Genomic DNA, 24,216 nt, shown 5'->3' with positions numbered 1-24,216 from the left:
TGTGTGCCCATTACTCTAGTAGGGACAGATCATGGAACATAACATGAGGTGAATTGTACAAGTGTCAACACTGGAAGAGGACATCACTGCACGGCAAGAAGAGGAACAGACCGGTCGTTTACGCCTTGAGGACAAAGTTCTGCGCTATTTTCAAAACAAGGAGATCGCAAAGGAACGGAATGAAGAGAACAAACTTCTGTTGGAAGAAATTGAAGAACTGTTTGAAGGTCACGAGGAAGAGGAGATTACGTTCTCCCTCCCAAATGGCGAAATAGCCGTGTTGTCTCCACAATTTCGCGAACGCGAAGTGCTTGATAAAGACGCTCTGGCAGATGAACTGCAGGTCCCGAAGGACGAGTTAAAAACGCCGTTCGACTTCTGTATGTTCACGTCTAAGGGCGTGCTCACACCCGCCATGGTGACGAAGTACACCACGGTGGAACGGGAAGTCAAGCTGCGGATTTCGAAGCGCAAGCGCAACACGAAACGCAGGAAACAAAAGGGACAGACACCTGAAAACTTGGATTGATGGGCCCGCTTCGGCGGGCCTTTTTTTATGGACAAATAATTAATGTAACACAATTAGTTCAAGGAAATTTCAATTCACATAGTCTACAATCCGTAAGGTGAAAGGTGGACTATGATCATGGCTAGGCTTCCGAATTTTTTTATTGCGGGTGCGGCGAAGTCTGGGACTACGTCGCTGTTTTATTATGTCCAACAACATCCTGACGTGTATATGAGTCGCGTGAAAGAGCCGCACTATTTTTGCTCGCCGGAGTTTCCGGATCGATTTGAGGGTCCAGGTGACCAAGGGTTCCAGGACAATACCACGCGAACGCAGGAGGATTACATGCGCCTGTTTGATGGGGTGCAGAATGAGAGCGTCGTGGGGGAGGCGTCCGTTTATTATTTGACGTTTCCTCAGGCAGCGGCTCGAATTCACAAATTTAATCCCGATGCAAAAATTGCGCTTGTCTTGCGCAACCCGGTGCAGCGCGCTTTTTCAGCGTACATGCACACCATTCGCGACGGCCGCGAAACCCTGTCGTTTGAAGAGGCCCTCGAGCAAGAGGCCACCAGGAGAGAACAAAATTATCAACCGCTCTGGTGGTACAAGGAAGCGGGGCTCTACGCACAGTCGATTGAGGCGTATATGAGCGTCTTTGGCCGGGACCAGCTGAAGATCTTTCTGTATGAGGACCTCGAGCATGCCGACCAGGTCGTGCGGGAACTGTTTTCCTTCCTCAACCTTCGCGACGATGTTTCCATTAACACTTCACTGCGGTACAACCAGTCTGGCAAGCCGAAGTCGCGCTTGATGTATGAGTTTTTCGCCAAGCCAAACGCGGTCAAAGAGGTGATCAAACCGCTTCTCCCGAAAGACTTCCGGCGTAAGCTCGGGCAGCGAGCGAAGAACATGACGCTCGCCAAGGACAAGCCGTCGGCGAAAGCGGAGCGCATGCTTGCGCGTTACTTCCGAGACGATATTCTTCGTCTTCAAGATTTACTTCACCGTGACTTGAGTGGCTGGTTATCATGACAATAAAATTAGTAAATATCGAATGCGCCGGCACCGGTGACGAATCACAGGAGACGGGGAGAGAGTCCAGAATGTCGACGATTGTCTGGCACGAGCAAAAAATTGGCCGTGGGCAACACGAACTGCTCAATGGGCACCGCGGATTGTGTATTTGGTTTACAGGCTTGTCTGGCGCCGGCAAATCCACCCTCGCAAACGCGCTAGAGCAGCGCTTGTACGAGGAAGGGGTTCATACGTACCTGCTCGACGGGGACAACGTGCGTCACGGGCTCAACGAAGGGCTTGGGTTTGACAAGGAATCGCGCCAGGAAAACGTCCGCCGCGTGGCACATGTGGCGAAGTTGTTTACGGACGCGGGTGTCGTCGCCATCACGGCCCTAATCTCCCCTTTTCGCGATGATCGGGCGCGCGCGAGGGAGATCATTTCCTCGGACTCGTTCCTGGAAGTCTACGTTCAATGCCCAGTTGAGGTTTGTATCACGAGAGATCCGAAGGGATTGTACGAACGGGCAAAAAGTGGAGTGATCAAGGAATTTACGGGCGTCAGTTCGCCCTACGAACCCCCGTCATCGCCAGATATCATGGTAAACACCTCGGAAATGTCGATTAATGACTGTATCGAACGTATCGTAGAAGGTGTAAAATCAAAATTGTATCAGGTACCTAATAACCAATAGTATGTCCGAAAGGATTTTACACATCGGCTGGGTAGCAACTGGGATGTGTGGTCAATGCTGAAGGAGGCAAACTCGTGGCAGTCGATCTCAATCGTAAAACATCACTTGTCAACGCAATGGTTCCAACAGAAACCCAGGAGGAGAGGCGTTCGTCTCTTGCGTCCAAGCGGAAGGTCGTCCTCGACGATATCGCTGTATCCGATGTCTATCAAATCGGTATCGGTGCATTCACTCCGCTCACTGGGTTTATGTCGGAAGCGGATTATCGGGCAGTCGTGGATACGATGCACCTAGTAGACGGATCGATTTGGTCCATCCCGGTCACTTTGCCTGTGACAGAGGAATTGGCTGGTTCGATTTCTGTGGGCGAAGAAATTGCATTGGTTCGAGCGGACGGCGTGATCTGTGCGGCGATGCGCGTAGAACACATGTACCGCCCAGACCTGGAACACGAAGCAGAGATGGTCTATCGCACGACAGAGGACGCGCATCCAGGCGTCAAGCGGCTGCACGAGCGGGGGAACGTGTACCTCGGGGGTCCGGTTGAGGTGTTTGAGGACGAACGCGTCGACGAGTTTTCCGACTACTTCTTTACACCGGAGCAAACTCGCAAGATTTTTGCGGATAAAGGGTGGAAGACAATCGTTGGATTCCAGACCCGAAATCCCGTTCACCGCGCGCATGAGTACATCCAGAAGATCGCGCTCGAAGGCGTCGACGGTCTGTTCCTGAATCCGCTCGTCGGTCCGACGAAGGCGGACGACGTGCCGGCGCCGGTGCGTCTGCGCGCGTACCAAACCATTCTCGAACATTACTACCCGCAAGACCGGACGTTTTTCGGCGTCTATAAGGCGGCGATGCGCTATGCGGGTCCGCGTGAAGCCATCATGCACGCCCTCGTTCGCCGGAATTTCGGTTGCACGCACTTCATCGTCGGTCGCGATCACGCCGGAGTAGGCGACTACTACGGCACGTACGACGCCCAACACATCTTTCGCAACTTTGACACGCGGGAACTCGGCATCACCCCGCTGTTTTTCGACAACGCGTTTTACTGCAAGAAGTGCCAGGGCATGGCGACGGCGAAAACGTGCCCGCACGGGGATGATGACCATGTGACGCTGTCGGGGACGAAAGTTCGCGCGATGCTGCGCGAAGGCATCGCACCGCCGCCGGAATTTAGCCGACCTGAGGTCGTCAAGGTACTAATGGAGCACTACACACAATCTTGATTGGACGACGAGGTGCGTAGCGCGTCTCTGTGACGCCGCGCACCTTCTGTTCCTTCGGAGTCGTCATAGTGGAGGTGGGGAACTTGCTGGAACGTGAGACACGAGTATTGGAGTTGGCCGTGCGCGAGGCGGGCCGGGAAATCGTTCGGATTGCTCGCGAGGGGTTTGAAACGACGTTTAAAGCGAACGAAGATCCGCTGACGACGGCAGATGTAACGGCAAATACCATTCTCCACACGAAGATTTCTGAGGCGTTTCCGGACGATGCCTGGTTGTCTGAGGAGTCGGCAGACGACTTGGAGAGGTGCAAATGTCGACGGGTGTGGATTGTCGACCCAATCGACGGCACGAGAGAGTTTGTCAAGGCGCTGCCGGAGTTCGCGATATCGGTCGCCTTAATCGAGGACGGGATGCCTGTTGTCGGCGTGATTTACAATCCGATGACCGATGAATACTTTCAGGCGGTCAAGGGGCAGGGTAGTTCGCTCAACGGTCAAAAGACGCGTGTACGGCAGGCGTCTGAAGGTCGAATCAAGGTGTTTGGGAGCCGGTCCGAGATCAGACGTGGAGAGTTCGAGCCATTTGCCGGCATCCTCGATGTGCAACCGCTCGGTTCCGTCGCGTACAAGCTCGCTCGCGTTTCGGCTGGGGCTGCGGATGCGACATTCAGCCTCACACCGAAGAACGAGTGGGATATCGCCGCTGGTGTCTTGCTCGTCGAGGAAGCGGGCGGTTTCGTCGTCGACAAGGATTTTCAGCCGTTTCGGTTCAACCGAGAACAGACGCTCGTACCCGGTATTATCGCGACGTCCATGCACTGTAAAGACCAGCTTATCGAGCACATTGAAGAGCACCTTTGCCGCCGCTAAGGCGTACTTCAGGACGGCCACTGTGTGCAGAGCATGTAGCGCGGAAACGCCCTTAGGCGTTTTCCGCGCTTTTTGGTGACAGGGCCCGGGCCCGACTGTTCGTGGCGTCGACGGCTGCCTGGAGGTGCTTTGCAAAGTGCGTCTGCTCGAGCACAGCGAGTCCGGCCGCCGTCGCACCGCCTGGTGTGGTGACCTCCGCCGCGAGCGCGAGTGGTTCTTGCCCCGTCAGCATCAGTTTGGCGGCACCGAGCATCATTTGTCCGACTAGGTTGCGCGCGTCGTGCGGGTCCACGCCGAACTGTGTGGCCGAGTCTTCGAGCGCTTTTGCAAATTGAAAGGCGAAGGCGGGGGCACTCCCTGTAATGGCGGTCAGGTCGTGAACTTGCTGCTCTGTGCAGATGAAAGAGCGCCCTAGGCCGCCGAGGATTTCATCCAAGCGGTGACGATTGCGCTCTGTAACGAAATCTCCGATGGCGCACAACGTCATCGACTCACCGATGCCGGCCGCCGTATTCGGCATCATCCAGGCGCATTGCGCACCTTGTGGGAGAGCGGCCTCTAATCCGGAAAGGCCGATGCCAGCAGCGACACTCGCCACCAATTGCTCTGGTCGGATGATACTCCAAAGCCCAGCGAGGACCTTGTGGTGTTCGTCAGGCGGCATCGCCAACACGATGACATCCGCCTGTTGTGCAGATGTGCGCCAATCGCGCACGGCTTTTACGTCGAACGCACGGACCAATTCGGCCAGCCGGTCGCTGTTCGAACGGTTGGCCACATGCACCTCCCAATCGATCGTACCCTGTTGGCGGACCATCCCGGAAACCATAGCGCGGGCCATCCGTCCGGCGCCGATAAAGAGCACTCGCACTTTTGTCAATTTGTTCACCTCTCTGGTCTCGTTTGGCTTGCATTTTGATTCCCTCGCGGGGAAACTGGATACAGTCAGGGTTCATTTTACAGCAACAAAGGAGTCGTTCACTTGTTCGAGCTATCCACGCCGGATTATATCAAAGAGATTTCAAATAGCCTGTCCATCGCGGCATCGCAGGTTCGGGCGGCGGTGCGCCTGATGGACGAGGGAAATACCATTCCGTTCATCGCGCGGTATCGCAAGGAGATGACCGGGGAACTCGACGAAAATCAACTGCGGGATATCGCGAATCGATACGAATCGGAAAAGAGCCTGTTCGGGAGAAAACAGGATGTGGTTCGCCTCCTTGAGGAACACGGTGCGCTCGCTGACGAGGCGAAGGCCCGCGAGCTGGTGGCGGCCGTGATGAGGGCGGGATCGATGACGGAGGTCGACGACATTTACCGCCCATATCGGCCTAAGCGCAAGACGCGCGCGTCGGTGGCCAAGGAACGGGGGCTTGAGCCGCTCGCCATCTGGCTTCGACAACCTGAGCGCTCGCGCGACGGCGAATCGGCCATTCGCACGTATGCACAACAGTTTGTATCAGAGGAACTCGGCGTGTCTTCGGTGGAGGAAGCCGTGCAAGGGGCTTGTGATATTTTCGCCGAGTCGGTCGCGGACGACCCGGCATCGCGAAGGTGGGTCCGGCAGACCACCGTCGCGCGAGGAACCTTGCAGAGTGTCGCAGTCGACGCTAATGTAGAGAGCGTTTATGAGGCGTACTACGAGTTTTCGGAGCCGATTGCCAAAGCTGCGCTGCACCGCGTACTCGCTATGAACCGCGGGGAACGCGAACAAATTCTCCGCATATCCGTCGCAGCTCCGCAGGACCTCATCGTCAACCATCTGTGCCGAATGCACATTCACTCTCGGTCGGCCGGGACGTACATCGGAGACCTGCTGACCGCGGCCGTGGTCGACGCATACAAGCGCCTCGTCGCTCCTGCAATTGAACGCGACATCCGCGCGGAACTCACCGCACGGGCAGAAGACCACGCGATTTCCATCTTCGGCGAGAATCTCAAGAATCTCTTGATGCAACCGCCCATCCGCAATCGCGTGGTGCTCGGTGTCGATCCCGCCTATCGCACCGGCTGCAAACTCGCCGTCATCGACGATATCGGCAAGTTGCTGGAGGTGTCCGTCATCTATCCGACGCCTCCAGAGAATCGGGTGGAAGACGCGCGCAGACAGGTTCTTGCATTCATTCGCAAGTATGGCGTAGGGCTGATTGCGATTGGCAACGGTACCGCCTCGCGCGAGACGGAGGCGTTCATCGCCGCGTGCCTCCGCCAGGTAAAGGAGGAGGACGGCGCTCTGGTGCCCTATCTCATCGTGTCCGAAGCGGGTGCCAGCGTCTATTCCGCTTCTCCACTTGCAGGTGAGGAATTTCCTCATCTCGATGTCTCCGAGCGCAGCGCCGTCTCCATTGCTCGCCGTGTACAAGACCCGTTGGCGGAATTGGTGAAAATTGACCCGAAGTCGGTCGGCGTTGGACAGTACCAGCACGACGTCACGCAAAAGAAATTGGACGAGCAATTGGCTGTCGTCGTAGAAACCGCCGTGAACCACGTGGGTGTCGATGTGAATACGGCGTCCCCGAGTCTATTGTCATACGTGGCGGGACTCAACAAGGCGGTCGCTCGCAATATCGTCGAATACCGCGAGAAAAACGGCCGCTTTCACACGCGCAAAGCTTTGGGCAAGGTGCCGCGCTTGGGACCGAAGACGCTCGAGCAGTGCGTAGGCTTTCTGCGTATTCCGGACGGCGACGAAGTCCTCGACGCAACGCCGATTCACCCAGAATCCTACCACGTGGTGAACGCACTGCTCGAGAGGTGGAACCGCGACGAGCGCACTTTGAGAGATGCACAGGCACGCGCCAAGTGGCTTAGTGAGATGCGTGCAACGCCGCTTGACGAGCTCAGTCGCGAGACGGGGTTTGGGGAACCGACGCTGCGTGACATCATGGACGCACTCTACCGGCCCGGGCGGGACCCGCGCGAGGATGTGCCGGCACCCATCCTGCGGACGGACGTCTTGAAGCTCGAGGATTTGGAAGTTGGGATGACGCTCAGCGGCACGGTTCGCAATGTCGTCGACTTTGGGGCATTTGTCGATATCGGCGTGAAAAATGACGGTCTGGTGCACATTTCCCAACTAGCCGACCACTACGTCAAACACCCGATGGACGTCGTCTCCGTCGGTGACGTCGTTCAGGTGCGCGTGATTCAAGTCGATTTGCAGAAAGGTCGACTTGGCCTTTCCATGAAGAAACAGGCCGACTGATCCGGTTGCGGCGTCTGCGATATCGTGAAGAGATTTACGATGAGATGAATGATTGCGCTGGGGGGGCGGGTCTCGATGCAATCTGAAAGTTACTCCCCAACGAGTACATTTTGAAGTAGAGTCACAAATCGAATCCGTGTGGATGTTTCGTACCTGCGGCAAGTGGTGATGCTGAAGATGATAGCGCTCGTTTCTATGCGGCGTTTCGCACTTTATTGCATACCCTCGCAGCTATCTCTGTTTCGTCCGACGTCACTTAGACATGTAATGAGGAGGTCGTATTGATGATATTGAAAGGTCTATTTTGGGTCATTTCCGTCGCCATTATTCTAGCCTTGTGCTGGTTCGCGTACTCGTTGACGGTGAAGGGTGACCGCGCCAACAAAGATTACTTTTCCCTCTTGAGGCGGCTTGAAAAAGAGCCGAATAACGACGCGCTGCGGGAACAGGTGTACGCAGCAGGTCGCAAGTACTACCGCAGTCAAATTACCGGTATTGACGCGAGTATTGGTCGCGACATCGAACAAGCACTCCAAGGGAAGCACAAGGAGAACTACGACACCCGAGCATTGAACCGCTGACGTACGGGGGGAGTCCCTGAGATGGCCCGCAATTCCCCAAGCCAGTAGAAGGGGAATTGCGGGCCTCTTTGCGCTTTGCCTATGAGTTTACACGTAATCGCGCCAGCGATGCACGGGTTCCCAGCCCAGTACCTCTTTGGCCATGCGATTGGACAAGAGGGATTCGTACCCGTTCAAAGGTTCTCGAAAATCCGTTACTTCTGGATATTTTGCAGCCATGAGGTCGCGGCTCTTGATGTCCATGCTGGTGTCATCCGCTGCGATATTTAGGCGGATGCAGCCCAGTCCATCGGCCTCGACGGCCAGTCGATAGGCGGTTGCTGCGTCGCGCGTGTCGATGTAGCTCCACAAAATCCTGTCTCGCTGGTCCGCATCGTGAATAAACGACGGGAAGTTTTTATACATGTCTGGCGAGATGACATTTCCGAGTCGGAAGGAAGCGATTTGCATTCCGGATTTGCGGTGGAACATATCTGCTGTGAGTTCGTTGACGATTTTGGACAATCCATATGCATCTTGTGGGAGCTGTGGATGAGCTTCGTCCATCGGAACGTATTGTGGGCCGAATGGATGGAGTGCGAAGACGATGCCGTATGACGATTCGCTCGATGTGATAACTGCCTTTTGAATGCGAAGCGTCGATGCGGCTTCGAGGATGTTGTAGGTCGTGATGGTGTTGTTGTAAAACGTCGTGTCACTTGGGCGAATGTTCATGGCAGGGATGGCTGCAAGGTGGACGACCGCATCGGCCCCGGCGAGGACCTCGAACGTTTCGCCAAGGTTTGTCAAGTCGGTCAGCAGGGTCGGACAGAGCCGTTGTTCTGGTATCTTCGTGTCCACGTTGAGTACCTCGTATCCATGGTCGACAAATTCGCGAATAACCCAAGGGCCTAACAGGCCGCTACCACCCGTAATCACTACTTTTGGCAAAGTACTGCCCCCTCTGATTGCGGTTTCAGGAATGACGCGCGTGACGTCTCATGTCTCTATCAATTGTACTTCTTTATGTTAGATGAATAAACCAATTCCGTCGAGATGTTGCCAGGAGAAAACCCGTGCCTAACCGATGTGACCATCGCTCGACATTCGTCAACCCGCCCACGATGTAGGTAAAATAGGGGTACGCGATTATGTCCTCAGCAAACAGGACAAATTGACCGATAGGCGTTACGCGACATTCGGCTCGGCTGGTTCTTTGTGGCGGATGCGGGGGATGAACCACTTGCGTCACAGGCCAGGGATGGTTCGCGTATGAGTGTACGTACCCTGCGGTTACTGTGTAGGAGGAATTTGTTATGCCCGAATTGGACATCTCCAAATACGAACGAAAAATCATCCTTCGCAACACGCGCGTGGAGGACATCGAAGAGATTATTGCCTTAGGCCGACGCTGTTTCCCGAACATGGAGCCCTGGAAGCGCGCGCAACTGGAAAGTCACATTCGCATTTTTCCAGAAGGCCAATTTTGCGTCGAATTTGAAGATAGAATCGTCGGTTCTTGCTCGAGCCTCATCGTCAATTTCGACGAGTACGACGATCAGCACACTTGGAACGTGATCACCGATAACGGCTATATCCGCAATCACGATCCCGACGGATTTAACCTGTACGGTGTGGAGGTGATGGTAGATCCCGAATATCGGAGAATGAAAATTGGCCACCGCCTGTACGACGCGCGCAAGGAGCTCGCGCGCGAGCTCAACCTTCGAAGCATCATCATCGGCGGTAGAATTCCGAACTACCACAAGTACAAGTCACAGATGACGCCGCGCGAATACGTGGCAGAGGTCGAAAAGCACAACATCTACGATCCCGTTTTGTCCTTCCAAATCCTTGAAGGGTTTGCCGTCAAGCGGATCAACACGCAATACCTGCCTGACGACAAGGCATCGGAAGCGTTTGCCACGCTCATGGAATGGCATAATATCGATTATCGTCCTAAATCTCGACGCGTGTACCGCGCGTCGTTCCCGGTACGCATCTGCGCCGTGCAGTACATGATGAAGAAAATTGACTCGTTCGATGAGTTTTACACTCAAGTCGAGTACTACGTCAACGTCGCGGCCGATTTCGGATCGGACTTCGTCTGCTTTCCGGAGATTTTCACGACCCAACTGATGTCGTTTCTCGAGGAAAAGCGGCCGGACCAAGCGATTCGGCGCCTCTCGACGTACACGGACCAGTATATCGACCTGTTTACGGAGCTCGCAGTGCGCTATAACGTAAATATCATTGGCGGGTCACACTTCGTCGAGGAGCACGGTGACATCTTTAACGTGGCCTATCTCTTTCGGCGGGATGGGACTATCGAGAAGCAGTACAAGATTCATGCAACCCCCAATGAGCGCAAGTGGTGGGGGATCGAAGAAGGAAACGAAATTCACGTGTTTGACACGGATTGCGGAAAGATAGCGATTCAAATCTGCTATGATATTGAGTTTCCGGAATTGGCCCGCATCGCCGTCGACAAAGGTGCGAACATTATCTTCATCCCGTTTTGTACGGATGATCGGCAAGGATACCTGCGCGTGCGTTACTGCGCACAGGCGAGAGCGGTCGAGAACCAAGTGTACACCGTTATCGCCGGCACAGTCGGGAATTTGACACACGTGGAAAACATGGACATTCAATACGCGCAGTCGGGTATCTTCGCTCCGTCTGACTTCGCTTTCGCACGCGACGGAATTGTCGGGGAATGCGATGCGAACATCGATACCGTCGTCGTCGGAGACGTCGATTTAGAGATTTTGCGCAGGTCCCGAAATTCGGGTTCCGTCCGCCAACTTCGCGACAGGCGCAGGGACCTGTATCGGGTGCAACTGAAGGATTTAAAGTCAGACTGACGTTTGGAGTTGAACCTGGCGAATTTCTCGTGCCTTGTTCGCACCCTCCCGCGTGCCGTTGTAGGTCACCACGGCACCTTCGCCGGTAATGAGCTCGGATGGCTCAAGACTTGGGAGTTCAATCTTGCCCTTGATGAGATGCGCGGCGACATTGCCGCTGTGCAGCAGGAAGCGGCGAAGACTTGGGTCGGCGAAAAAACGGGCGGGATGATACAGGTTTTGATATGGGGTGTCCCGGCCCATCACGATGTCCGCATCGGTTCTGCCGCCACCACCCCAGAGGTCAGCCCTGTAGATCCATTCAAAAGCTTGTCCGCCTCGATGACCGCCACGTTCAGACCCTCGATGGACAACAGGTAGGCGGCAGTGTCGCCGGTGATTCCGCCGCCGACGACCGCTACGTCGACCTCGATATCCTCCTCCAGCTTCGAACACGATGGTACCCGAACGGACTCGGGCCAATAGGGTTTTGGCCCAGTTGGGAGCGACTTGCTGCCTGGCTGACTCAACTGTGTAACCTCCTCGCGTCCATCCTGCCTTGTTGTTGGTGCTAAGCGACGGCAAAGTTGGCAGATGTGTCCGTAAATGGATGTGAATTTGGTAGATATAGGGAGTCGTGTGGCTGTCAGGCAGGAAATCATTCTACTAAAAAAGAGGACGGTCATCTTATCAGGCCGAAAATTTAGAAAATCCCTTTATCGTCGATCGAAAAGCGCGTAGGATGGTAGGCAAAGAAAGTGAGGGATGAGCGTGGCGAGAGACGAGTCGGAACCTTCAAAGCGGGATTACATGCCCCACCAGTCTGACGCAGAACGGGGCCCGACGCGTGAACGGGACCCTTCCGACCGCGACAAAGGCCGTCGCACGTCCTTGCGAATGGGTGCCGTGGCGGGATTGATGATTTTTTTACTCGCTCTATTAGTCGGCATCATTTTCATGCTTCAACACTAGCTCGTGACAATGGCGTTAAGGCTCTAAAGAGGATGTGTGTGCGAATCAGCCTCGACTGGCGCCCAGACGTGTACGCCTTTGCACTTTGCGAAATGCAAGAGGGGGGGCGTCGCTGCGAACGCTCCGCAATCGGGAAACAGCGTGTTGTGAGTCCAATGTGCTTTTGCTTTCTGCAACTCCCAAGGCGTATGGTGAATGTCTGAGCGATAAAGGCGCCCCGCGTAACTGGTATAGAGGCAATATCGGTCGGTCAGCCACGATTCCAAGGAACCGCGGGTCGCTTCGAATACAGGCGACGCGGGTCGGTAGTCGCAAGTGAGCGTTTGAACGGGGTGTTTGAGGCGTCCCCGCGACAGTGAAAAATGCGTCGCGTCGTCGCGTTGTTCAGTTTTAATCGTCGCACGATAGTACGGCAGGTGAAAAAATCGTCGCGCCAAGGCCACCGCCAGAGGACTGTTGGCATCCAGACGAAAGAACCACACACCAGGACGTCCGTCTTTGCTGACATAGGTGCGTACGTTAGCCTGGGCGAACGCACTTGCGCCCGGAATGGGCGGCATGTACCTCGGGTGCAGGTCACTCACCAATAACAGTACGAGGCTGAGCCAAGCGTGACCGTCAAACGTATCGAGCGCGACAGCGGGTGGAAGCTTTGACGCGAGGAGCGGCGCGGCGACGGGCCAGTGCGCAAACAGAACCCGTTCCCACGTCTGGTGCATGACCCACGGCCCATTTGGAATCGGATACTGTCGGTGTAAGTCGGTGTTCCCCTGCATCGTTTCGCCCCCTGTTCCGGTGTACTTTTACAGTCTGTTGTAGGCGTTTGCTAAAATTGTATTAAGACTTGGAGGTCTCCTTCGTCTAGAGCAAAGTCGTTTCCGGGAGGTCGTGGCGATGGAGCACAACAAGGTGGTTTTGTTCGACGGCGTATGCCATTTATGCAGCGCGGTGGTACGCTTCATTATCCTGCGAGATCCTACAGGGCGATTTCGGTTCGCGCCGCTGCAGTCGGTGGTCGCAGAGCAATGGATTGATTCCGCAGGTGTCGACCAAAATTCGGTCGTCCTCCTGGAGGAGGGGCAAATTTATGTCAAATCTGCCGCAGTCCTTCGAATTCTGCGGGAACTTCGCGGGGTGTGGCCGCTCTATTACCTCTTTGTCCTGATTCCCGCGCCTCTGCGCGACGCCGCCTACGACTTCGTCGCAAGACATCGTCGTCAGTGGTTTGGGCAGCAGGATTCGTGCATGGTTCCGACCGATGAGATGAAGAATCGGTTTTTGGGCGGACACGTGCCACGGTGATGTCCATGGGACTCGCTCCATCATGGAATACGATGACAGGGTCCTGGTTAAATCAGATAGATATCCAGATCATCCTCTGCGAATTTTGCACGGATACACTGAATCAGCGCCTCCGCACCGTCGATGGAATTTGAATAGATGCCGCCGGTTAAGCGAACCATCTGTGCGACTTCTCCGTCGGGAGAAGGCTGTGTGAGGGCTTTGCCTGTGCTCCCGTCGACCGGGGGGAGCAGTGTAAATCCGGCTTGTTCGTCAATGATTGCGCGGATGGTCGGCAGATTGACAAACGCGGTCCGCAACTCAATTTTGTTTTCTTCCTGTAATAGATGCACCTCGAGCAAGTTGGTATCCATATTGTTCATCATCCTTAACATAGTCGTGTCGTCCATGGAATTTTGACACGACGGGTGACAATTCCTCTATGCCGCACCGCTCATTCGATACGCGGTGACAAATTCGCCAACACGAGCCCGCCGATGCATGCGGGCAGCGGCACAGATTCCGCTTGGCCAGGGCGTTTGCCCATCCCAATTTGGACTCCCCGCGTAGGATACACTATCTTCGCTGGAGGAGGTCATATCATGTACGGTGTATTCGGTGGCTACACGCAGTGGGCAGTCGTATTCTTGATCATCTTCGTGCTGTTCTTCCTGCTTGTTCCGGCAATTGGTGCAGCAGGCGCAGCATACTGATTTCAACTTCCTCGATGCACTCCGATTCCCACCTCGAGAGACTCTGAAGTTTTTGGAGCGATTGAATCGATTGCTGCAGTTCTCGGCTGCAAGGGTTCTGCACAGCGACAGAGAAGGCGAAACGTCCCGCCATGCGCAAAGCGGCGCAAGGCAGCGGGGCGTTTCGCCTTTGGAGAGCGCTGGGTGATGGTCAATGACTCACAATCTCTGCTTGAAGCCAGGTCGTCGTCCCGTTCTCCGTCAAGTGAACGAACGCGGTCTTCTTGTAATCGGCGCTTTGAAGTAAGCAGTAGCCCACGGTATCGGAGACGAAGTCGATACCGAGGATGCGCGGGTACGCGTGGAGAATTGGCTCAAACGACGACGAGTGGATGGTCCGCCAGGTCATACCGCCATCCCAGGTGGCGACCAAGCGCTGGTCATTGATGGCCCAACCGTAGTCTGGGTTGAGGAAATAAGCCGGATCTCCTGTATAACTGGCCATCGCATCCTGCAATTGATCCTCTACCCGCGATTTAAACTGCAACCCTCCGTTGATGGAACGGAACCCTGCAACTTGGTACTGCATCTTCGCACCCGTCTGTCGGGCATAGCGCACGAGAAAGGAACCTTCTTGTTCCAAAATGGCAGGTTGGTACACGAGCACTGCCTTCCATCCGGTGAGCTCCTGCGGGGCAGGAAGCGTTTTGGAACTCCACGTGCGGCCTGCGTCGTTTGTCATGTATAGCTGCACCGCGCTGGCGGTGGTCGCAGCTACAAGCCATCCTTTCTGGGGATTGGTAAAACTGACAACCGCCTGTGCGCCGCTCGGCAATCCGGCGTCTTTCGCATTGGGCCGGACATGCAATAAAGTGGCTTTGGTCGCGTGATCCTGCAGGTGGTACAGTTCGTGGATGCCCGACTGTTTCCCTTGACCTCGCAACAACATCCAACCATCTTGGTCGCCGAGCAGGCTCACGCTCGCCAATTGTAAGCCACCGGTGGCCAGCGGCAGGGACGTCTGCGTCCAGTCGTGTCCTGCGTCCGCTGTATGCAGGGAGAGAAGGCGTGATCCGATGACTGCAAATACGTAGACAGAATCGGGATCTACCACCTGAACATTCGGGTTTTCCAGCGCTCCCGTACCGGCCTTCATCTGGTCGAGGCGCAATGCCAGTGGAAGGGTCAATGAATACCAACTTTTTCCTTGATCTTCGGTTCGTTCCATCGCGAGTTGCCCGTTGACGTATCCCCAGCGATAGCCGACTTCCCCAGTGGCCATGCTCAGGTTGTAATAGGTATTGCTCTGTTGTAGTGCGCGAAGGGATACGGTGGCCGGGATGCTGGGATCGGTTGGCTTTTGGTGAGCCAAGCCCGATGTATCGAGTACCGACTCCTTTGAGGATGTTCGCGTATCCCCAGTAAAGGCGCCAAACGAGTCCGCCTTGCCACGGCCATGCCCCGGCTGGCCGGTGTCGTTATTGCTGTACACAGAACACCCGGTCAAGCCGATGACCATGGTGACAGTGAGTAAAGACGCCAAGGTGCGAGGCATTTTCATATTGTGGCCCCCTGTCTCAGGTGAAAAAGTAATGTGATCTCTCTGCTCTTAGCACATTAGGCTTTCCCAGTGATCCCATGTCATGCATGGAGGCGACCGTCCGTAGGCAGAAAGGCGTTTGCGCAGTGTAACGACGCTTTGACTTGCCATATCGTGCAAGCGCTATCCTTGCTACAATGGGCATGAGGTGATGAAGATGGGCGTCAATCTTTCGGAAAAAAAGGGGCAGGGGTTGTCTCCAACGGAGTTTGTGGAGAACATGACGCGCAACCAAGAACAGTTGCAGCAGTGGTATAACCAGTTCACCTGGCCTGACGAGAATTCGCGGACGTTCTTTGCGAACTGCCGAGTACCCGGGATTCGCTGCGTGATCATCGCCGCGGACTGGTGTGGGGACGTAGTTCGGAATGTTCCGGTCGTGTTTCGATTAATGGAAGCAGCGGGTATCCCGACGGAAGTTCTGATTATGGAAGACCACCTGGACACGATGGACCAGTTCCTCACCTTGGGAGGGCGCTCCATTCCCGTCGTTCTCTTCCTCGATGCGGAGGGAGGTGTCGTTGGTCGTTGGGGACCGCGCCCGACCTACGTCCAAGAACCGATGGTGGCGTTTAAAGCGGCGAACCCGGACAGAGAGGCACCGGACTACCAAGACAATCTCGCTGTCGCTCGTCAGGAAATTATGCGTCGCTACGGGACGGACACCAGCTATCAAAGGTTGATTGTCGAGGAAGTCAAAGACATCTTACAAGGCATTTGAGTGGTGGCGGTCTGTTGTCGCATCACACAAAAAAGCGGAGGGAAGGAAGCGCCCTCCGCTTTTTTGCGAGTTCTGGCGCCATCTGAACGTCAACCGTTGACGGCCGCGTTGCGCGCATGTTGTCGGCGAGGTTTCCACACGCGGACATACTGTGCGCCAAAATAGGATCCGATGACGAACAACGCTGCGATGAGCTGAGCGACGAGCCCTTGTACGTTGTTGAATACGCAGAACCATAGTCCCACCCAATCTGGAATGTGCACAGGGACCACCGTCGTCCCCATCCAACCGGCAAGTTGCATCTCTTGAACCTGCTCGCCGACCATCACCAGGAGGACGGCGCCCAACATCACACCGGTCAGGACGAGCATCTTCTTGTACGGAAGTTTGCGGTGGGCGAGGAAGGTGAGAACCGCGACGATGAGCGATAGAAAGAGGCCGATGGCGGCACCGAACACGACGACGCCAGACCCCAGTTGCATCCGCGTACTCTGTAAGAACAAGTCGACTTCAAAGCCTTCGCGGTACACAGACGTAAATCCTAAGACGAGCAATCCTTTATATGCGACGGATTTTCCCGCTTCCATAGCAGAAGCGTCCGACGACGATTCGAACGTAGCGATGATCTCTTTCTTCTTTCGGTTGTGCATGGAGATCCAACCGGTCCAGTAAATTCGGTGAAAGAACCAGTTCATGACGACCAGAAGCACGATGATGGCCAACAGGCCGGTTCCTGCCTGAATGTCCAGCTCAGGCGTGGTTTGGCCCACTAATGAGATAATACCGACGACGACGAACCAGGTGACGAGCGTGGCCCCAAATGCGAGTCCGGCGCCAGTCGAGATTGGCTTCCAATAGACCTGAGGCCAGAATACACACCCCAACGGCGACATTCCGTTGGGGCGAAACTGTCCGCAGACTATTTTTTCTTTCCGATTCAGGCCAGCGGGCGGAACACGGCAAAGGGACGTGCATGCTTGAACGGCTCGCTCAGCCCATCCAGACGCTGCAATGTGTCGGCGGACAGCTCCAACTCGGCGCTCTGCAAGTTGGTGAGGACCTGTTCAGGTCGCGACGCGCCGACGATGACGGTGGAGACGGACGGGCGATGCATCAACCAGGACAGCGACAAGGCGCTTGCCGTCGTACCCAACTCCGACGCGAGCGACTGTACGCCGTTGCCGAGGGCAACGCGCTCTTGGTCGAGTCGCTCTTTGAAGCGGGGCTCCTTTTCCATTCGTGATCCGGCCGGCGTAACCCCCTCTGCGTACTTTCCTGTGAGGATGCCACCTGCGAGTGGAAAATAGGGGATGATGCCGATGCCCTCTTCGAGGCAAAGCGGCTCGAGTTCCACTTCGATGGTCCTATCCGCCAGGGAATAGCAGGGCTGGATGGAGACGTATCGGTTCAGGCGCTCGCGTTCACTGATGCTGAGTGCCTTCATCAGTTCCCAAGCCATATAGTTGGACGCCCCGATGTAGCGTACTTTACCGGCTGTGACGAGGTCGTCCAGCGCACGCAGCGTCTCCTCCATAGGCGTCGACTTGTCGAGTGTGTGGATTTGGTAGAGATCGACATAATCTGTCTGGAGACGAGTGAGACTCGCGTCGATTTGTTCCATGATCTCGCGCCGCGAAGAGCCGCCCTGATTCGGTTGCTCCCCGCGGGGCATGCCGACTTTCGTGGCGAGGATGACCTGTTTGCGCTTGCCGCCGGAAAGTGCGCGCCCGATGATGGACTCCGACTGCGTGTTGGTGTATACATTGGCCGTATCGATAAAGTTGATACCGTGTTCAATCGCCTCGTTCAAAATGCGCACGGACGTCTCTTCGTCGGCGCGCCCGCCGAACGAATTGGTGCCAAGACCAAGTGCTGAGACCACGAGTCCGCTGTGACCTAACCGATTGTATTTCACAACAAATGCCCCTCTCCACGATTCGTCTTTCATCTACAGTGTAGCGCATGAATCGTCCACATAAAAATTGGGACGGTGCCGTCATGGTGCTATCGGTTCTCGCGTAATCCTCATCTTTGCGTTAACCTGAAACTACAAGAACCATTGTATTTGTTCAGGAGGCATCGTACGTGCGACGGGGAAGGTTTGCGCCAAGCCCGACCGGCGAACTTCATATCGGCAACGCGTTCACCGCCGTCATGGCCTGGCTGCAGATGCGGTCTGTGGGCGGGGACTTCGTGCTGCGCATAGAGGATATCGACGAGGCGAGGTGTCGTTCACATTACGTCGCACAGGTGATGGAGGACTTGCGTTGGCTCGGGCTAGACTGGGATGAAGGGCCAGATGTCGGCGGGGCTCACGGGCCCTACCAGCAAAGCGCGCGCTTGCCCGAATACGAGGCTGCTTTGCATCAATTGCAGGTCGCGGGCTACCTGTATCCATGCTTTTGCAGTCGGGCCGAGCTCGTGCAAGTGGCTTCTGCACCACATGGACTGTTTGCTGATGAACCTCGCTATTCGGGCCGCTGTCGTCACTTGACCGAAGCCCAGCGAGGAGCGCGAGCACAGCAAAAACGGCCATCGCTGCGGTTTTGCGCACCAGATAAGGAAGTGGTCGTGCTCGATAGGCTGATTGGCGAGACGCGGGTGAACCCCCTGGACGGGGGAGATTTCATCGTTCGCCGCGCCGACGGCGTATTCTCGTATCAGCTCGCCGTCGTCGTCGACGATGCGGCGATGGAGATCACGGACGTGTTGCGCGGGGCCGATCTGTTTTCCTCCGCACCGCGGCAAATTTCACTGTATCAAGCCTTAGGTCGACGCCCTCCGACGTTTACACACGTTCCGTTGGTGGTCGATGCAAAGGGGCGTCGACTGTCTAAGCGCAACCGATCTAGCACCGTGCGCGCGATGCGAGAGTCTGGTGTGGCGGCCGAGGAAATCGTCGGCGTGATATCGTATCTCGCCGGGTTGTCCGATTCCATCAGGCCGACGTCTCCGTCGGAGTTGGTGGAACGGTTTGACCTGACGCGCCTGCACAAGCGCCCTGTGCAAATGGATGAGTTGTGCATGCGGCGATTGAAGATCTACGAGACATTCTAGACAAAGAGGGATGGACGAGATGACAACGAGATGGTTGATTAGTACCGATTTGGACGGAACCTTACTGCACCCGGATGGTCGTCCAAGTCAGCGAGCAAAGGACGTATTTGCACGGCTACACGAAGCGGGGCACGTCATCGTCCTGGCAAGTGGACGCCATTGGGATCACATGGTTGACGTCGTTTCGTTCCTCGACGTCCCCTGCTATGTCGTCGCGTCGAACGGCGCCTGGATTGGCCGTCCAGACGGTCAGTCGTTCGTGAACCGGCTCATTGCCGCCGACTATGTGGAAAAATTGGAACGCGCGATGGATGGCTTGCCAGCGGTGGTCATCGCCACCACGAAAGACGACCGGCTCATCCTCCGATCCGGCGATCTGGCCGTTCGCCAACGTGAGACGTGGTCTGCGAAAGTGGTCGATTCGGTCGCGGGCGGGGAAATTTATAAACTGACCGTGATTATGGACGACGGCGCAATGGACCAGGTCCTGTTGCGACTAGAGCAGGCGTTCGCGGGTGAGCCCCTGGCGTTTGCCCGAACGGACGAGCGGACGGTGGACATCAATGCCGCCGGGACGTCGAAGGGGCAGGCGATTATGGTTTTGGCCGACCGACTCGGCATCGCCAAAGGGCATACTATCGCATTCGGAAACGAGATGAACGACGCAGGGATGCTGTCGACTGTCGGGATCGGCGTGGCCGTCAGGGATGCCAACCCAGACTTGCTTCCGTTTGCCGATACGCGCACACATGCTTCATACGAGGATGGGGTCGCCGCCTGGCTCGAGGCGTTCTTTGTGGCTGAGCGGGTATCCTAACGCGCCACGCACCGACACTCTCCATTTTGTTTGCAGAGGCGAAGGAGGAAAGCTGGATGGGTAATCAGTCTATCCACATGGCACTTCATGGTTATGGATATATTGGACGTTTTCACGTCCTCGCGAGTCAGCTCAATCTCGCTTGCGCAGTCGCCGCACCACGGCTTGTCTGGGACGCCGCGGTCGTTCGCAGCCTCGAGAGCGAGGCCGCAGCGCGTGCGGCAGAAAGTTTTTCGTTCGTAACGGATGACCTAGCGGCGCTTTTGCAACAACCCATCGACGCTATCGACATCACGTCTCCGAACGCATTGCACTACGCCCCGTTCCAGCTTGCGCTGGAAATGGGGTGGGGCATCTATTGCGAAAAGCCTATCAGTCACCAGCTGGAAGAGGCACAGGAGATGGCACAACGGGTCAAACAGGCCGGCCTCGTACACCAGGTGGCGTTGATGTACCGGTTTCATCCGGCCGTGATCGAGGCCAGGGACTGGCTTCTGTCCGGTCAGTTGGGGCGCGTGTTGACCTTTCGCGCCGAACTGCTGCACGGCGGCTATTTAAACCCGAACCGAACGATGTCGTGGCGCTTGCAGAGTGGCGAAGCCGGCGGAGGAGCGATGATGGATCTTGGTATCCATCTGATTGACACCTTACATATGCTGCTTGGCCGAGTCGACTCGGTCTCGGCGGCGACCAAAACCTTCGTGACGCGACGCAGTGGTCAGTCTGGAGACGAAGCGGTGGATGTCGACGACTGGGCGAGCGCCACCCTTCAGATGACGAGTGGGGCCGTTGGAACCCTCGAGGTATCTCGGGTGCACTACGGTCGCGAGCGAGATTTTATCGATATCGTCTGCGAACATGGCGTACTGCATATTCCACTCGAGTCCTACCGAGGCGTGGAACTGCACACGCACCACAGTGACCTGCTCGCGCCAGAGGTGAGCCACGCCTCAATCCTGCAGCCACTTGGTGCAAAATTCGCCCAGAGTACGCTGTTGAACTTGCATGCGACAGGCCTCGCGGTATTTGCGCGGCGCCTCTGCGGGGGAACCGTGGACATTCCAGTTCCGACGTTCGACGACGCAGTGTTGGCACAACAAGTGGTGGCGGCGGCGATGGAGTCCGGAGACAGAGACGGCGCTCGAATTCAGGTGGGGTAAGTGGATGCCCTGTCATGAATTTGGTCTCCTGGCTAGGACGGGCTACAATAGAGGATGAATTCGGATGTCGATGGAGGAAAATCATACACTTGGAGGGATGACATATGGCTGGAGAATCGCAGTTGTGGATTCAGGGAGAGTGGGTGGAAGCGAGCCGCCTAGTACCGCTTGAGAATCCTTATACCGGTGAGGTCATTGCACAAGTGGGGTACGCGTCGGTCGACCAAGCCAAGGCGGCTATCGAATCGGCACGGCGGACGTTCGAGGACTTTCGGCACGTACCGGCTTGGGAGCGCGCGCATATCTTGCGCTCTGTAGCGGAATTGATCGCGGATAGAGCAGGCGAACTGGCCGAAACCATCGCGCGTGAGTCGGGCAAGCCGCTCAAGGCCGCACGCGGCGAAGTGGAGCGGACTGTGCAGACCTACCTGTTCGCGGCCGAAGCGGCGCGAGATATCCGCGGCGAATCGGTACCCATGGATGCTGCGCCGCACGGTGAGCGGCACACGGCGTACACGGTGCACCAACCGATGGGTGTCGTCACGGCCATCACTCCGTTCAATTTCCCGATGAATCTCGTGGCTCACAAGGTGGGTCCAGCCATCGCGGCGGGGAATACCATCGTTCTTAAGCCTGCGGAACACACGCCGCTCTCGGCGTTGGTCCTTGCCAAGTTGTTCAAGGATGCTGGGCTGCCAGACGGGGTGCTCAACATCATTCCCGGCGACGGCAAAGAGCTCAGTGAAGTTTTGACGACGCATCCGGATGTCGCGTTTGTCACCTTCACAGGCAGCCCGCGCGTGGGCAAGTTGATTCGCGCCCAGGCTGGGCTGCGGAAGGTCACGTTGGAATTGGGATCGAACTCGCCAATGTTGGTGGATGCAGGGTTTGACGAGGGGGAGCTCAACAAGATTGCCGACGAGACGGCGGCCGGGGCGTTCAGCTACAACGGCCAGGTCTGTATTTCCATTCAGCGGATTTACGTACATCGCAGCCTCTATGATCGATTTACAGCGATGGTGGCCGAGCGCGCACAGCGCCTCAAAATCGGCAATCCATTGGACGAAGATACGGATATCTCCGCGCTCATCAATCAGGAGGCGGTGGACAGGCTGTCCTCGTGGGTGAAAAACGCGGTGGACACAGGGGCGAAGGTGGTGACGGGCGACAAGATTGACGGCCGCGTGATGCATCCGACGGTCTTGACCGACGTTCCGGAGAACGCAGAGCTTAGCCAGGAAGAGGCATTCGGTCCAGTGGTGCTCATTGCACCGTTTGACGATTGGCGGGACGCGATTCGCCGCGCCAACAACTCCAAGTTCGGCTTGAACGCGGGCGCATTCACCAAAAATATCGATCACGCCCTTCTCGCCACTCAGGAACTCCACACGGGTGCGGTCCTCATCAACCAAGTTCCGACGTTTCGCGTAGACCAAATGCCGTATGGCGGCGTCAAGGAGAGCGGAACGGGCCGCGAAGGCGTTCGCTATGCGATGTATGACATGATGGACGTGAAGATGGTCGCATTTCGCAGTGGCGCATTCTCTTAAGCCGTCGTCGAGCACAGAGCCAGGACTTCCGGGCCATCCTTCCGTCGTGGTTTACGACGCAGAAGGATGGCCCCAAGGCCTGTGTGTCTATGCGCACCCAGTCCAATCACGTGGATGGGGGCGCTTACACGGTTACTCGGCGGGCGGTCGAGCGCACAAGTAATGGATAGGAATGCCTTGACCTCGAAATTTCTGTTCGTATTCCGTCTGCACAAACTGACTGGACAGCTCGTTTGGTGTCTCGTCGTTTGCAGCAAACCCGCGCTCCACGCGCTCAATGTCCCAGTTTGCGCGCTCAATCGACTCGACGGACCAATCGAAGAATGGCAGGTTGTCCGTCTTTTGTTCGAGCACGCCGTCCTTCGCGAGCAGTCGGGCGTACATCTGTAATTTCTGAGGCGCCGTCAGCCGTCTACTTTCATGGCGCGCTTTCGGCCATGGGTCGGAAAAGTTCAGAAAAATTTGCTGTACGCGATGATCCTCTATCTTTGGAGCGATATGTTCAATGTCACCAATGATGAACAATACGTTCGAAAGACCTTGTTCCACCGAGTTTGCGGCCGCCTTTGCGATGACAGCAGGCACTTTGTCGATGCCGACAAACATGACATCTGGCCAACGTTCAGCCATTTGGCGGATAAATCCGCCTTTGCCACAGCCGACCTCGATACAAATCGGTTGGTCTATCGCTTGAAAGACCTCGCTTAAATCATCCTTGCGGCTGTCTCTCAGGACCGAAGCCCCTTGTTTCAACCACTCTGGCAGATGGTGAGCTCCACGGTAGCGCATACGGAGCCTCCTTACTCAATCGTTAATCTTTTGCATGGTAACATTACAATGGAGACAAACGCAAAACAATCCTCGTGACAGGAAGGGACGAGCCAGATGGCAAAAGAAGCGCTCCTCATCATCGACATGTCGAACGATTTTGTCGCGGATAGCGGTAGTTTAACCGCTGGCGCAGCAGCTCAACAGATTGTGCCGTACATTGTGAACTTGGCGAAACAGGCGCTCGCCGACAAGCAGGTGGTAGCGGTTTGTATGGACACGCACCAACCAAATGACGACCATTTTCGCGAGTGGCCACCCCATAATGTGGAGGGAACGTGGGGACATCAACTGTATGGAGAACTCGGCCTGTGGTTTGATTCCGTCCAAGGCGACCCGAACGTCTGGTTCGTCCCGAAGGAGAGTTATAACGCGTTCTACCAGACGGGACTCGCGAACAAGTTGCGGGGGTGCGGTGTGGACACTGTACATATCACGGGGGTTTGCACAGATATTTGCGACTTTATGACGGCGGCGGGCGCCTACGACGAAGGGTTCAAAACGGTGGCCCACCGGCGCGGGTGCGCCACATTTACCGACCATCACGACACGTTCCTGCACCAGATGACCGTGTGTTTTCACACGGAAGTAGTGGATTAGCGAGTGGAT

General features: G+C 56.0%; 26 protein-coding genes. 16 read left to right on the top strand and 10 right to left on the bottom strand.

The features are described from left to right. Positions 1-61: 61 nt before the first annotated feature. From NZD89_RS22290 to NZD89_RS22270, 5 genes are all read left to right on the top strand, one after another. A complete protein-coding gene (locus NZD89_RS22290) occupies positions 62-529 on the top strand; it encodes a hypothetical protein (RefSeq protein ID WP_268004890.1) in 468 nt (155 codons plus the stop codon). A gap of 117 nt (positions 530-646) precedes the next feature. After that, positions 647-1,543, top strand: coding sequence for a sulfotransferase family protein (locus tag NZD89_RS22285; protein ID WP_268004889.1), 897 nt, complete (start codon positions 647-649; stop codon positions 1,541-1,543). 71 nt (positions 1,544-1,614) lie between these two features. Next, entirely contained in the window at positions 1,615-2,220 is a 606-nt protein-coding gene (cysC, locus tag NZD89_RS22280; protein ID WP_268008583.1) for an adenylyl-sulfate kinase, read from the top strand. Positions 2,221-2,294: 74 nt separating this feature from the next. Further along, on the top strand, positions 2,295-3,452 hold the full coding sequence (gene sat, locus NZD89_RS22275) for a sulfate adenylyltransferase (protein WP_268004888.1): 1,158 nt from the start codon (positions 2,295-2,297) through the stop codon (positions 3,450-3,452). An 83-nt stretch (positions 3,453-3,535) separates the two neighbouring features. Beyond that, positions 3,536-4,321 carry a 3'(2'),5'-bisphosphate nucleotidase CysQ gene (locus NZD89_RS22270; protein ID WP_268004887.1) on the top strand — a complete coding sequence of 262 codons (786 nt, stop codon included), beginning with the start codon at positions 3,536-3,538 and terminating at the stop codon, positions 4,319-4,321. Between the two features lie 52 nt (positions 4,322-4,373). Here NZD89_RS22270 and proC read toward each other — a convergent pair whose 3' ends face one another. After that, positions 4,374-5,210 carry a pyrroline-5-carboxylate reductase gene (gene proC, locus NZD89_RS22265; RefSeq protein ID WP_268004886.1) on the bottom strand — a complete coding sequence of 279 codons (837 nt, stop codon included), beginning with the start codon at positions 5,208-5,210 and terminating at the stop codon, positions 4,374-4,376. A 93-nt stretch (positions 5,211-5,303) separates the two neighbouring features. Between proC and NZD89_RS22260 the strand changes: the two genes are divergently transcribed. Both NZD89_RS22260 and NZD89_RS22255 read left to right on the top strand, forming a co-directional pair. After that, entirely contained in the window at positions 5,304-7,526 is a 2,223-nt protein-coding gene (locus tag NZD89_RS22260) for a Tex family protein (RefSeq protein WP_268004885.1), read from the top strand. A gap of 284 nt (positions 7,527-7,810) precedes the next feature. Beyond that, positions 7,811-8,107 carry a hypothetical protein gene (locus NZD89_RS22255; protein ID WP_268004884.1) on the top strand — a complete coding sequence of 99 codons (297 nt, stop codon included), beginning with the start codon at positions 7,811-7,813 and terminating at the stop codon, positions 8,105-8,107. Positions 8,108-8,194: 87 nt separating this feature from the next. On the opposite strand, the gene NZD89_RS22250 is transcribed toward NZD89_RS22255, so the two are convergent. Further along, on the bottom strand, positions 8,195-9,037 hold the full coding sequence (locus NZD89_RS22250; protein ID WP_268004883.1) for an NAD-dependent epimerase/dehydratase family protein: 843 nt from the start codon (positions 9,035-9,037) through the stop codon (positions 8,195-8,197). Between the two features lie 365 nt (positions 9,038-9,402). On the opposite strand from NZD89_RS22250, the gene NZD89_RS22245 reads away from it, so the two are divergent. After that, positions 9,403-10,950, top strand: coding sequence for a carbon-nitrogen hydrolase family protein (locus NZD89_RS22245; RefSeq protein WP_268004882.1), 1,548 nt, complete (start codon positions 9,403-9,405; stop codon positions 10,948-10,950). Here NZD89_RS22245 and NZD89_RS22240 read toward each other — a convergent pair. Beyond that, on the bottom strand, positions 10,942-11,193 hold the full coding sequence (locus NZD89_RS22240) for a hypothetical protein (RefSeq protein WP_268004881.1): 252 nt from the start codon (positions 11,191-11,193) through the stop codon (positions 10,942-10,944). The two genes, NZD89_RS22245 and NZD89_RS22240, sit on opposite strands and share 9 nt — an antisense overlap. Further along, positions 11,193-11,459 carry an FAD-dependent oxidoreductase gene (locus NZD89_RS22235; RefSeq protein WP_268004880.1) on the bottom strand — a complete coding sequence of 89 codons (267 nt, stop codon included), beginning with the start codon at positions 11,457-11,459 and terminating at the stop codon, positions 11,193-11,195. The genes NZD89_RS22240 and NZD89_RS22235 overlap by 1 nt, the downstream gene beginning before the upstream one ends. Positions 11,460-11,700: 241 nt before the next feature. On the opposite strand from NZD89_RS22235, the gene NZD89_RS22230 reads away from it, so the two are divergent. Next, positions 11,701-11,901 carry a hypothetical protein gene (locus tag NZD89_RS22230; protein WP_268004879.1) on the top strand — a complete coding sequence of 67 codons (201 nt, stop codon included), beginning with the start codon at positions 11,701-11,703 and terminating at the stop codon, positions 11,899-11,901. A 23-nt stretch (positions 11,902-11,924) separates the two neighbouring features. On the opposite strand, the gene NZD89_RS22225 is transcribed toward NZD89_RS22230, so the two are convergent. Next, positions 11,925-12,677 (bottom strand): YqjF family protein, encoded by a 753-nt coding sequence (locus tag NZD89_RS22225; protein ID WP_268004878.1) that lies wholly within the window; start codon positions 12,675-12,677, stop codon positions 11,925-11,927. Between the two features lie 118 nt (positions 12,678-12,795). Here NZD89_RS22225 and NZD89_RS22220 point away from each other — a divergent pair, with 118 nt between their 5' ends. Next, positions 12,796-13,203, top strand: coding sequence for a thiol-disulfide oxidoreductase DCC family protein (locus NZD89_RS22220; RefSeq protein WP_268004877.1), 408 nt, complete (start codon positions 12,796-12,798; stop codon positions 13,201-13,203). A gap of 47 nt (positions 13,204-13,250) precedes the next feature. On the opposite strand, the gene NZD89_RS22215 is transcribed toward NZD89_RS22220, so the two are convergent. Further along, the gene (locus NZD89_RS22215) at positions 13,251-13,556 is read right to left on the bottom strand and encodes a hypothetical protein (protein WP_268004876.1); all 306 of its coding nucleotides are present in this window, start codon (positions 13,554-13,556) and stop codon (positions 13,251-13,253) included. A gap of 529 nt (positions 13,557-14,085) precedes the next feature. Continuing rightward, complete coding sequence (locus NZD89_RS22210; RefSeq protein WP_268004875.1) at positions 14,086-15,435, bottom strand: beta propeller repeat protein; 1,350 nt, start codon at positions 15,433-15,435, stop codon at positions 14,086-14,088. A 196-nt stretch (positions 15,436-15,631) separates the two neighbouring features. On the opposite strand from NZD89_RS22210, the gene NZD89_RS22205 reads away from it, so the two are divergent. After that, the gene (locus NZD89_RS22205) at positions 15,632-16,195 is read left to right on the top strand and encodes a thioredoxin family protein (RefSeq protein WP_268004874.1); all 564 of its coding nucleotides are present in this window, start codon (positions 15,632-15,634) and stop codon (positions 16,193-16,195) included. 89 nt (positions 16,196-16,284) lie between these two features. On the opposite strand, the gene NZD89_RS22200 is transcribed toward NZD89_RS22205, so the two are convergent. Further along, the gene (locus NZD89_RS22200; protein WP_268004873.1) at positions 16,285-17,079 is read right to left on the bottom strand and encodes an FTR1 family protein; all 795 of its coding nucleotides are present in this window, start codon (positions 17,077-17,079) and stop codon (positions 16,285-16,287) included. A 53-nt stretch (positions 17,080-17,132) separates the two neighbouring features. Then, entirely contained in the window at positions 17,133-18,110 is a 978-nt protein-coding gene (locus NZD89_RS22195; RefSeq protein WP_268004872.1) for an aldo/keto reductase, read from the bottom strand. Positions 18,111-18,280: 170 nt separating this feature from the next. Between NZD89_RS22195 and gluQRS the strand changes: the two genes are divergently transcribed. The 4 genes from gluQRS to NZD89_RS22175 all read left to right on the top strand — a co-directional run bounded on the left by gluQRS (position 18,281) and on the right by NZD89_RS22175 (position 22,779). Continuing rightward, positions 18,281-19,252 (top strand): tRNA glutamyl-Q(34) synthetase GluQRS, encoded by a 972-nt coding sequence (gene gluQRS, locus NZD89_RS22190; RefSeq protein WP_268004871.1) that lies wholly within the window; start codon positions 18,281-18,283, stop codon positions 19,250-19,252. A gap of 19 nt (positions 19,253-19,271) precedes the next feature. Continuing rightward, positions 19,272-20,069: an HAD family hydrolase gene (locus NZD89_RS22185; protein WP_268004870.1), complete on the top strand. Its 798-nt coding sequence runs from the start codon at positions 19,272-19,274 to the stop codon at positions 20,067-20,069. A 56-nt stretch (positions 20,070-20,125) separates the two neighbouring features. Continuing rightward, on the top strand, positions 20,126-21,229 hold the full coding sequence (locus NZD89_RS22180) for a Gfo/Idh/MocA family protein (RefSeq protein ID WP_268004869.1): 1,104 nt from the start codon (positions 20,126-20,128) through the stop codon (positions 21,227-21,229). A 104-nt stretch (positions 21,230-21,333) separates the two neighbouring features. Further along, positions 21,334-22,779: an aldehyde dehydrogenase family protein gene (locus NZD89_RS22175; protein ID WP_268004868.1), complete on the top strand. Its 1,446-nt coding sequence runs from the start codon at positions 21,334-21,336 to the stop codon at positions 22,777-22,779. Positions 22,780-22,911: 132 nt separating this feature from the next. Here NZD89_RS22175 and trmB read toward each other — a convergent pair whose 3' ends face one another. Beyond that, positions 22,912-23,568, bottom strand: coding sequence for a tRNA (guanosine(46)-N7)-methyltransferase TrmB (trmB, locus tag NZD89_RS22170; RefSeq protein ID WP_268004867.1), 657 nt, complete (start codon positions 23,566-23,568; stop codon positions 22,912-22,914). Positions 23,569-23,664: 96 nt separating this feature from the next. Here trmB and NZD89_RS22165 point away from each other — a divergent pair, with 96 nt between their 5' ends. Beyond that, the gene (locus NZD89_RS22165; protein ID WP_268004866.1) at positions 23,665-24,207 is read left to right on the top strand and encodes a cysteine hydrolase family protein; all 543 of its coding nucleotides are present in this window, start codon (positions 23,665-23,667) and stop codon (positions 24,205-24,207) included. Positions 24,208-24,216 lie beyond the last annotated feature (9 nt).

The sequence above is a fragment of the Alicyclobacillus fastidiosus genome, assembly GCF_026651875.1.
GTDB classification, from domain to species: Bacteria; Bacillota; Bacilli; order Alicyclobacillales; family Alicyclobacillaceae; genus Alicyclobacillus; species Alicyclobacillus fastidiosus.
This window is presented reverse-complemented; position numbering and strand designations above follow the sequence as displayed.

Coding starts and splice junctions, on each gene's coding strand:
- NZD89_RS22285 (WP_268004889.1), top strand. CDS start 647: ATGGCTAGGCTTCCGAATTTTTTTATTGCGGGTGCGGCGAAGTCTGGG.
- cysC (WP_268008583.1), top strand. CDS start 1,615: ATGTCGACGATTGTCTGGCACGAGCAAAAAATTGGCCGTGGGCAACAC.
- NZD89_RS22255 (WP_268004884.1), top strand. CDS start 7,811: ATGATATTGAAAGGTCTATTTTGGGTCATTTCCGTCGCCATTATTCTA.
- NZD89_RS22245 (WP_268004882.1), top strand. CDS start 9,403: ATGCCCGAATTGGACATCTCCAAATACGAACGAAAAATCATCCTTCGC.
- NZD89_RS22240 (WP_268004881.1), bottom strand. CDS start 11,193: ATGGGCCGGGACACCCCATATCAAAACCTGTATCATCCCGCCCGTTTT.
- NZD89_RS22225 (WP_268004878.1), bottom strand. CDS start 12,677: ATGCAGGGGAACACCGACTTACACCGACAGTATCCGATTCCAAATGGG.
- NZD89_RS22220 (WP_268004877.1), top strand. CDS start 12,796: ATGGAGCACAACAAGGTGGTTTTGTTCGACGGCGTATGCCATTTATGC.
- NZD89_RS22215 (WP_268004876.1), bottom strand. CDS start 13,556: ATGGATACCAACTTGCTCGAGGTGCATCTATTACAGGAAGAAAACAAA.
- NZD89_RS22210 (WP_268004875.1), bottom strand. CDS start 15,435: ATGAAAATGCCTCGCACCTTGGCGTCTTTACTCACTGTCACCATGGTC.
- NZD89_RS22205 (WP_268004874.1), top strand. CDS start 15,632: ATGGGCGTCAATCTTTCGGAAAAAAAGGGGCAGGGGTTGTCTCCAACG.
- NZD89_RS22185 (WP_268004870.1), top strand. CDS start 19,272: ATGACAACGAGATGGTTGATTAGTACCGATTTGGACGGAACCTTACTG.
- NZD89_RS22180 (WP_268004869.1), top strand. CDS start 20,126: ATGGGTAATCAGTCTATCCACATGGCACTTCATGGTTATGGATATATT.
- NZD89_RS22175 (WP_268004868.1), top strand. CDS start 21,334: ATGGCTGGAGAATCGCAGTTGTGGATTCAGGGAGAGTGGGTGGAAGCG.
- trmB (WP_268004867.1), bottom strand. CDS start 23,568: ATGCGCTACCGTGGAGCTCACCATCTGCCAGAGTGGTTGAAACAAGGG.
- NZD89_RS22165 (WP_268004866.1), top strand. CDS start 23,665: ATGGCAAAAGAAGCGCTCCTCATCATCGACATGTCGAACGATTTTGTC.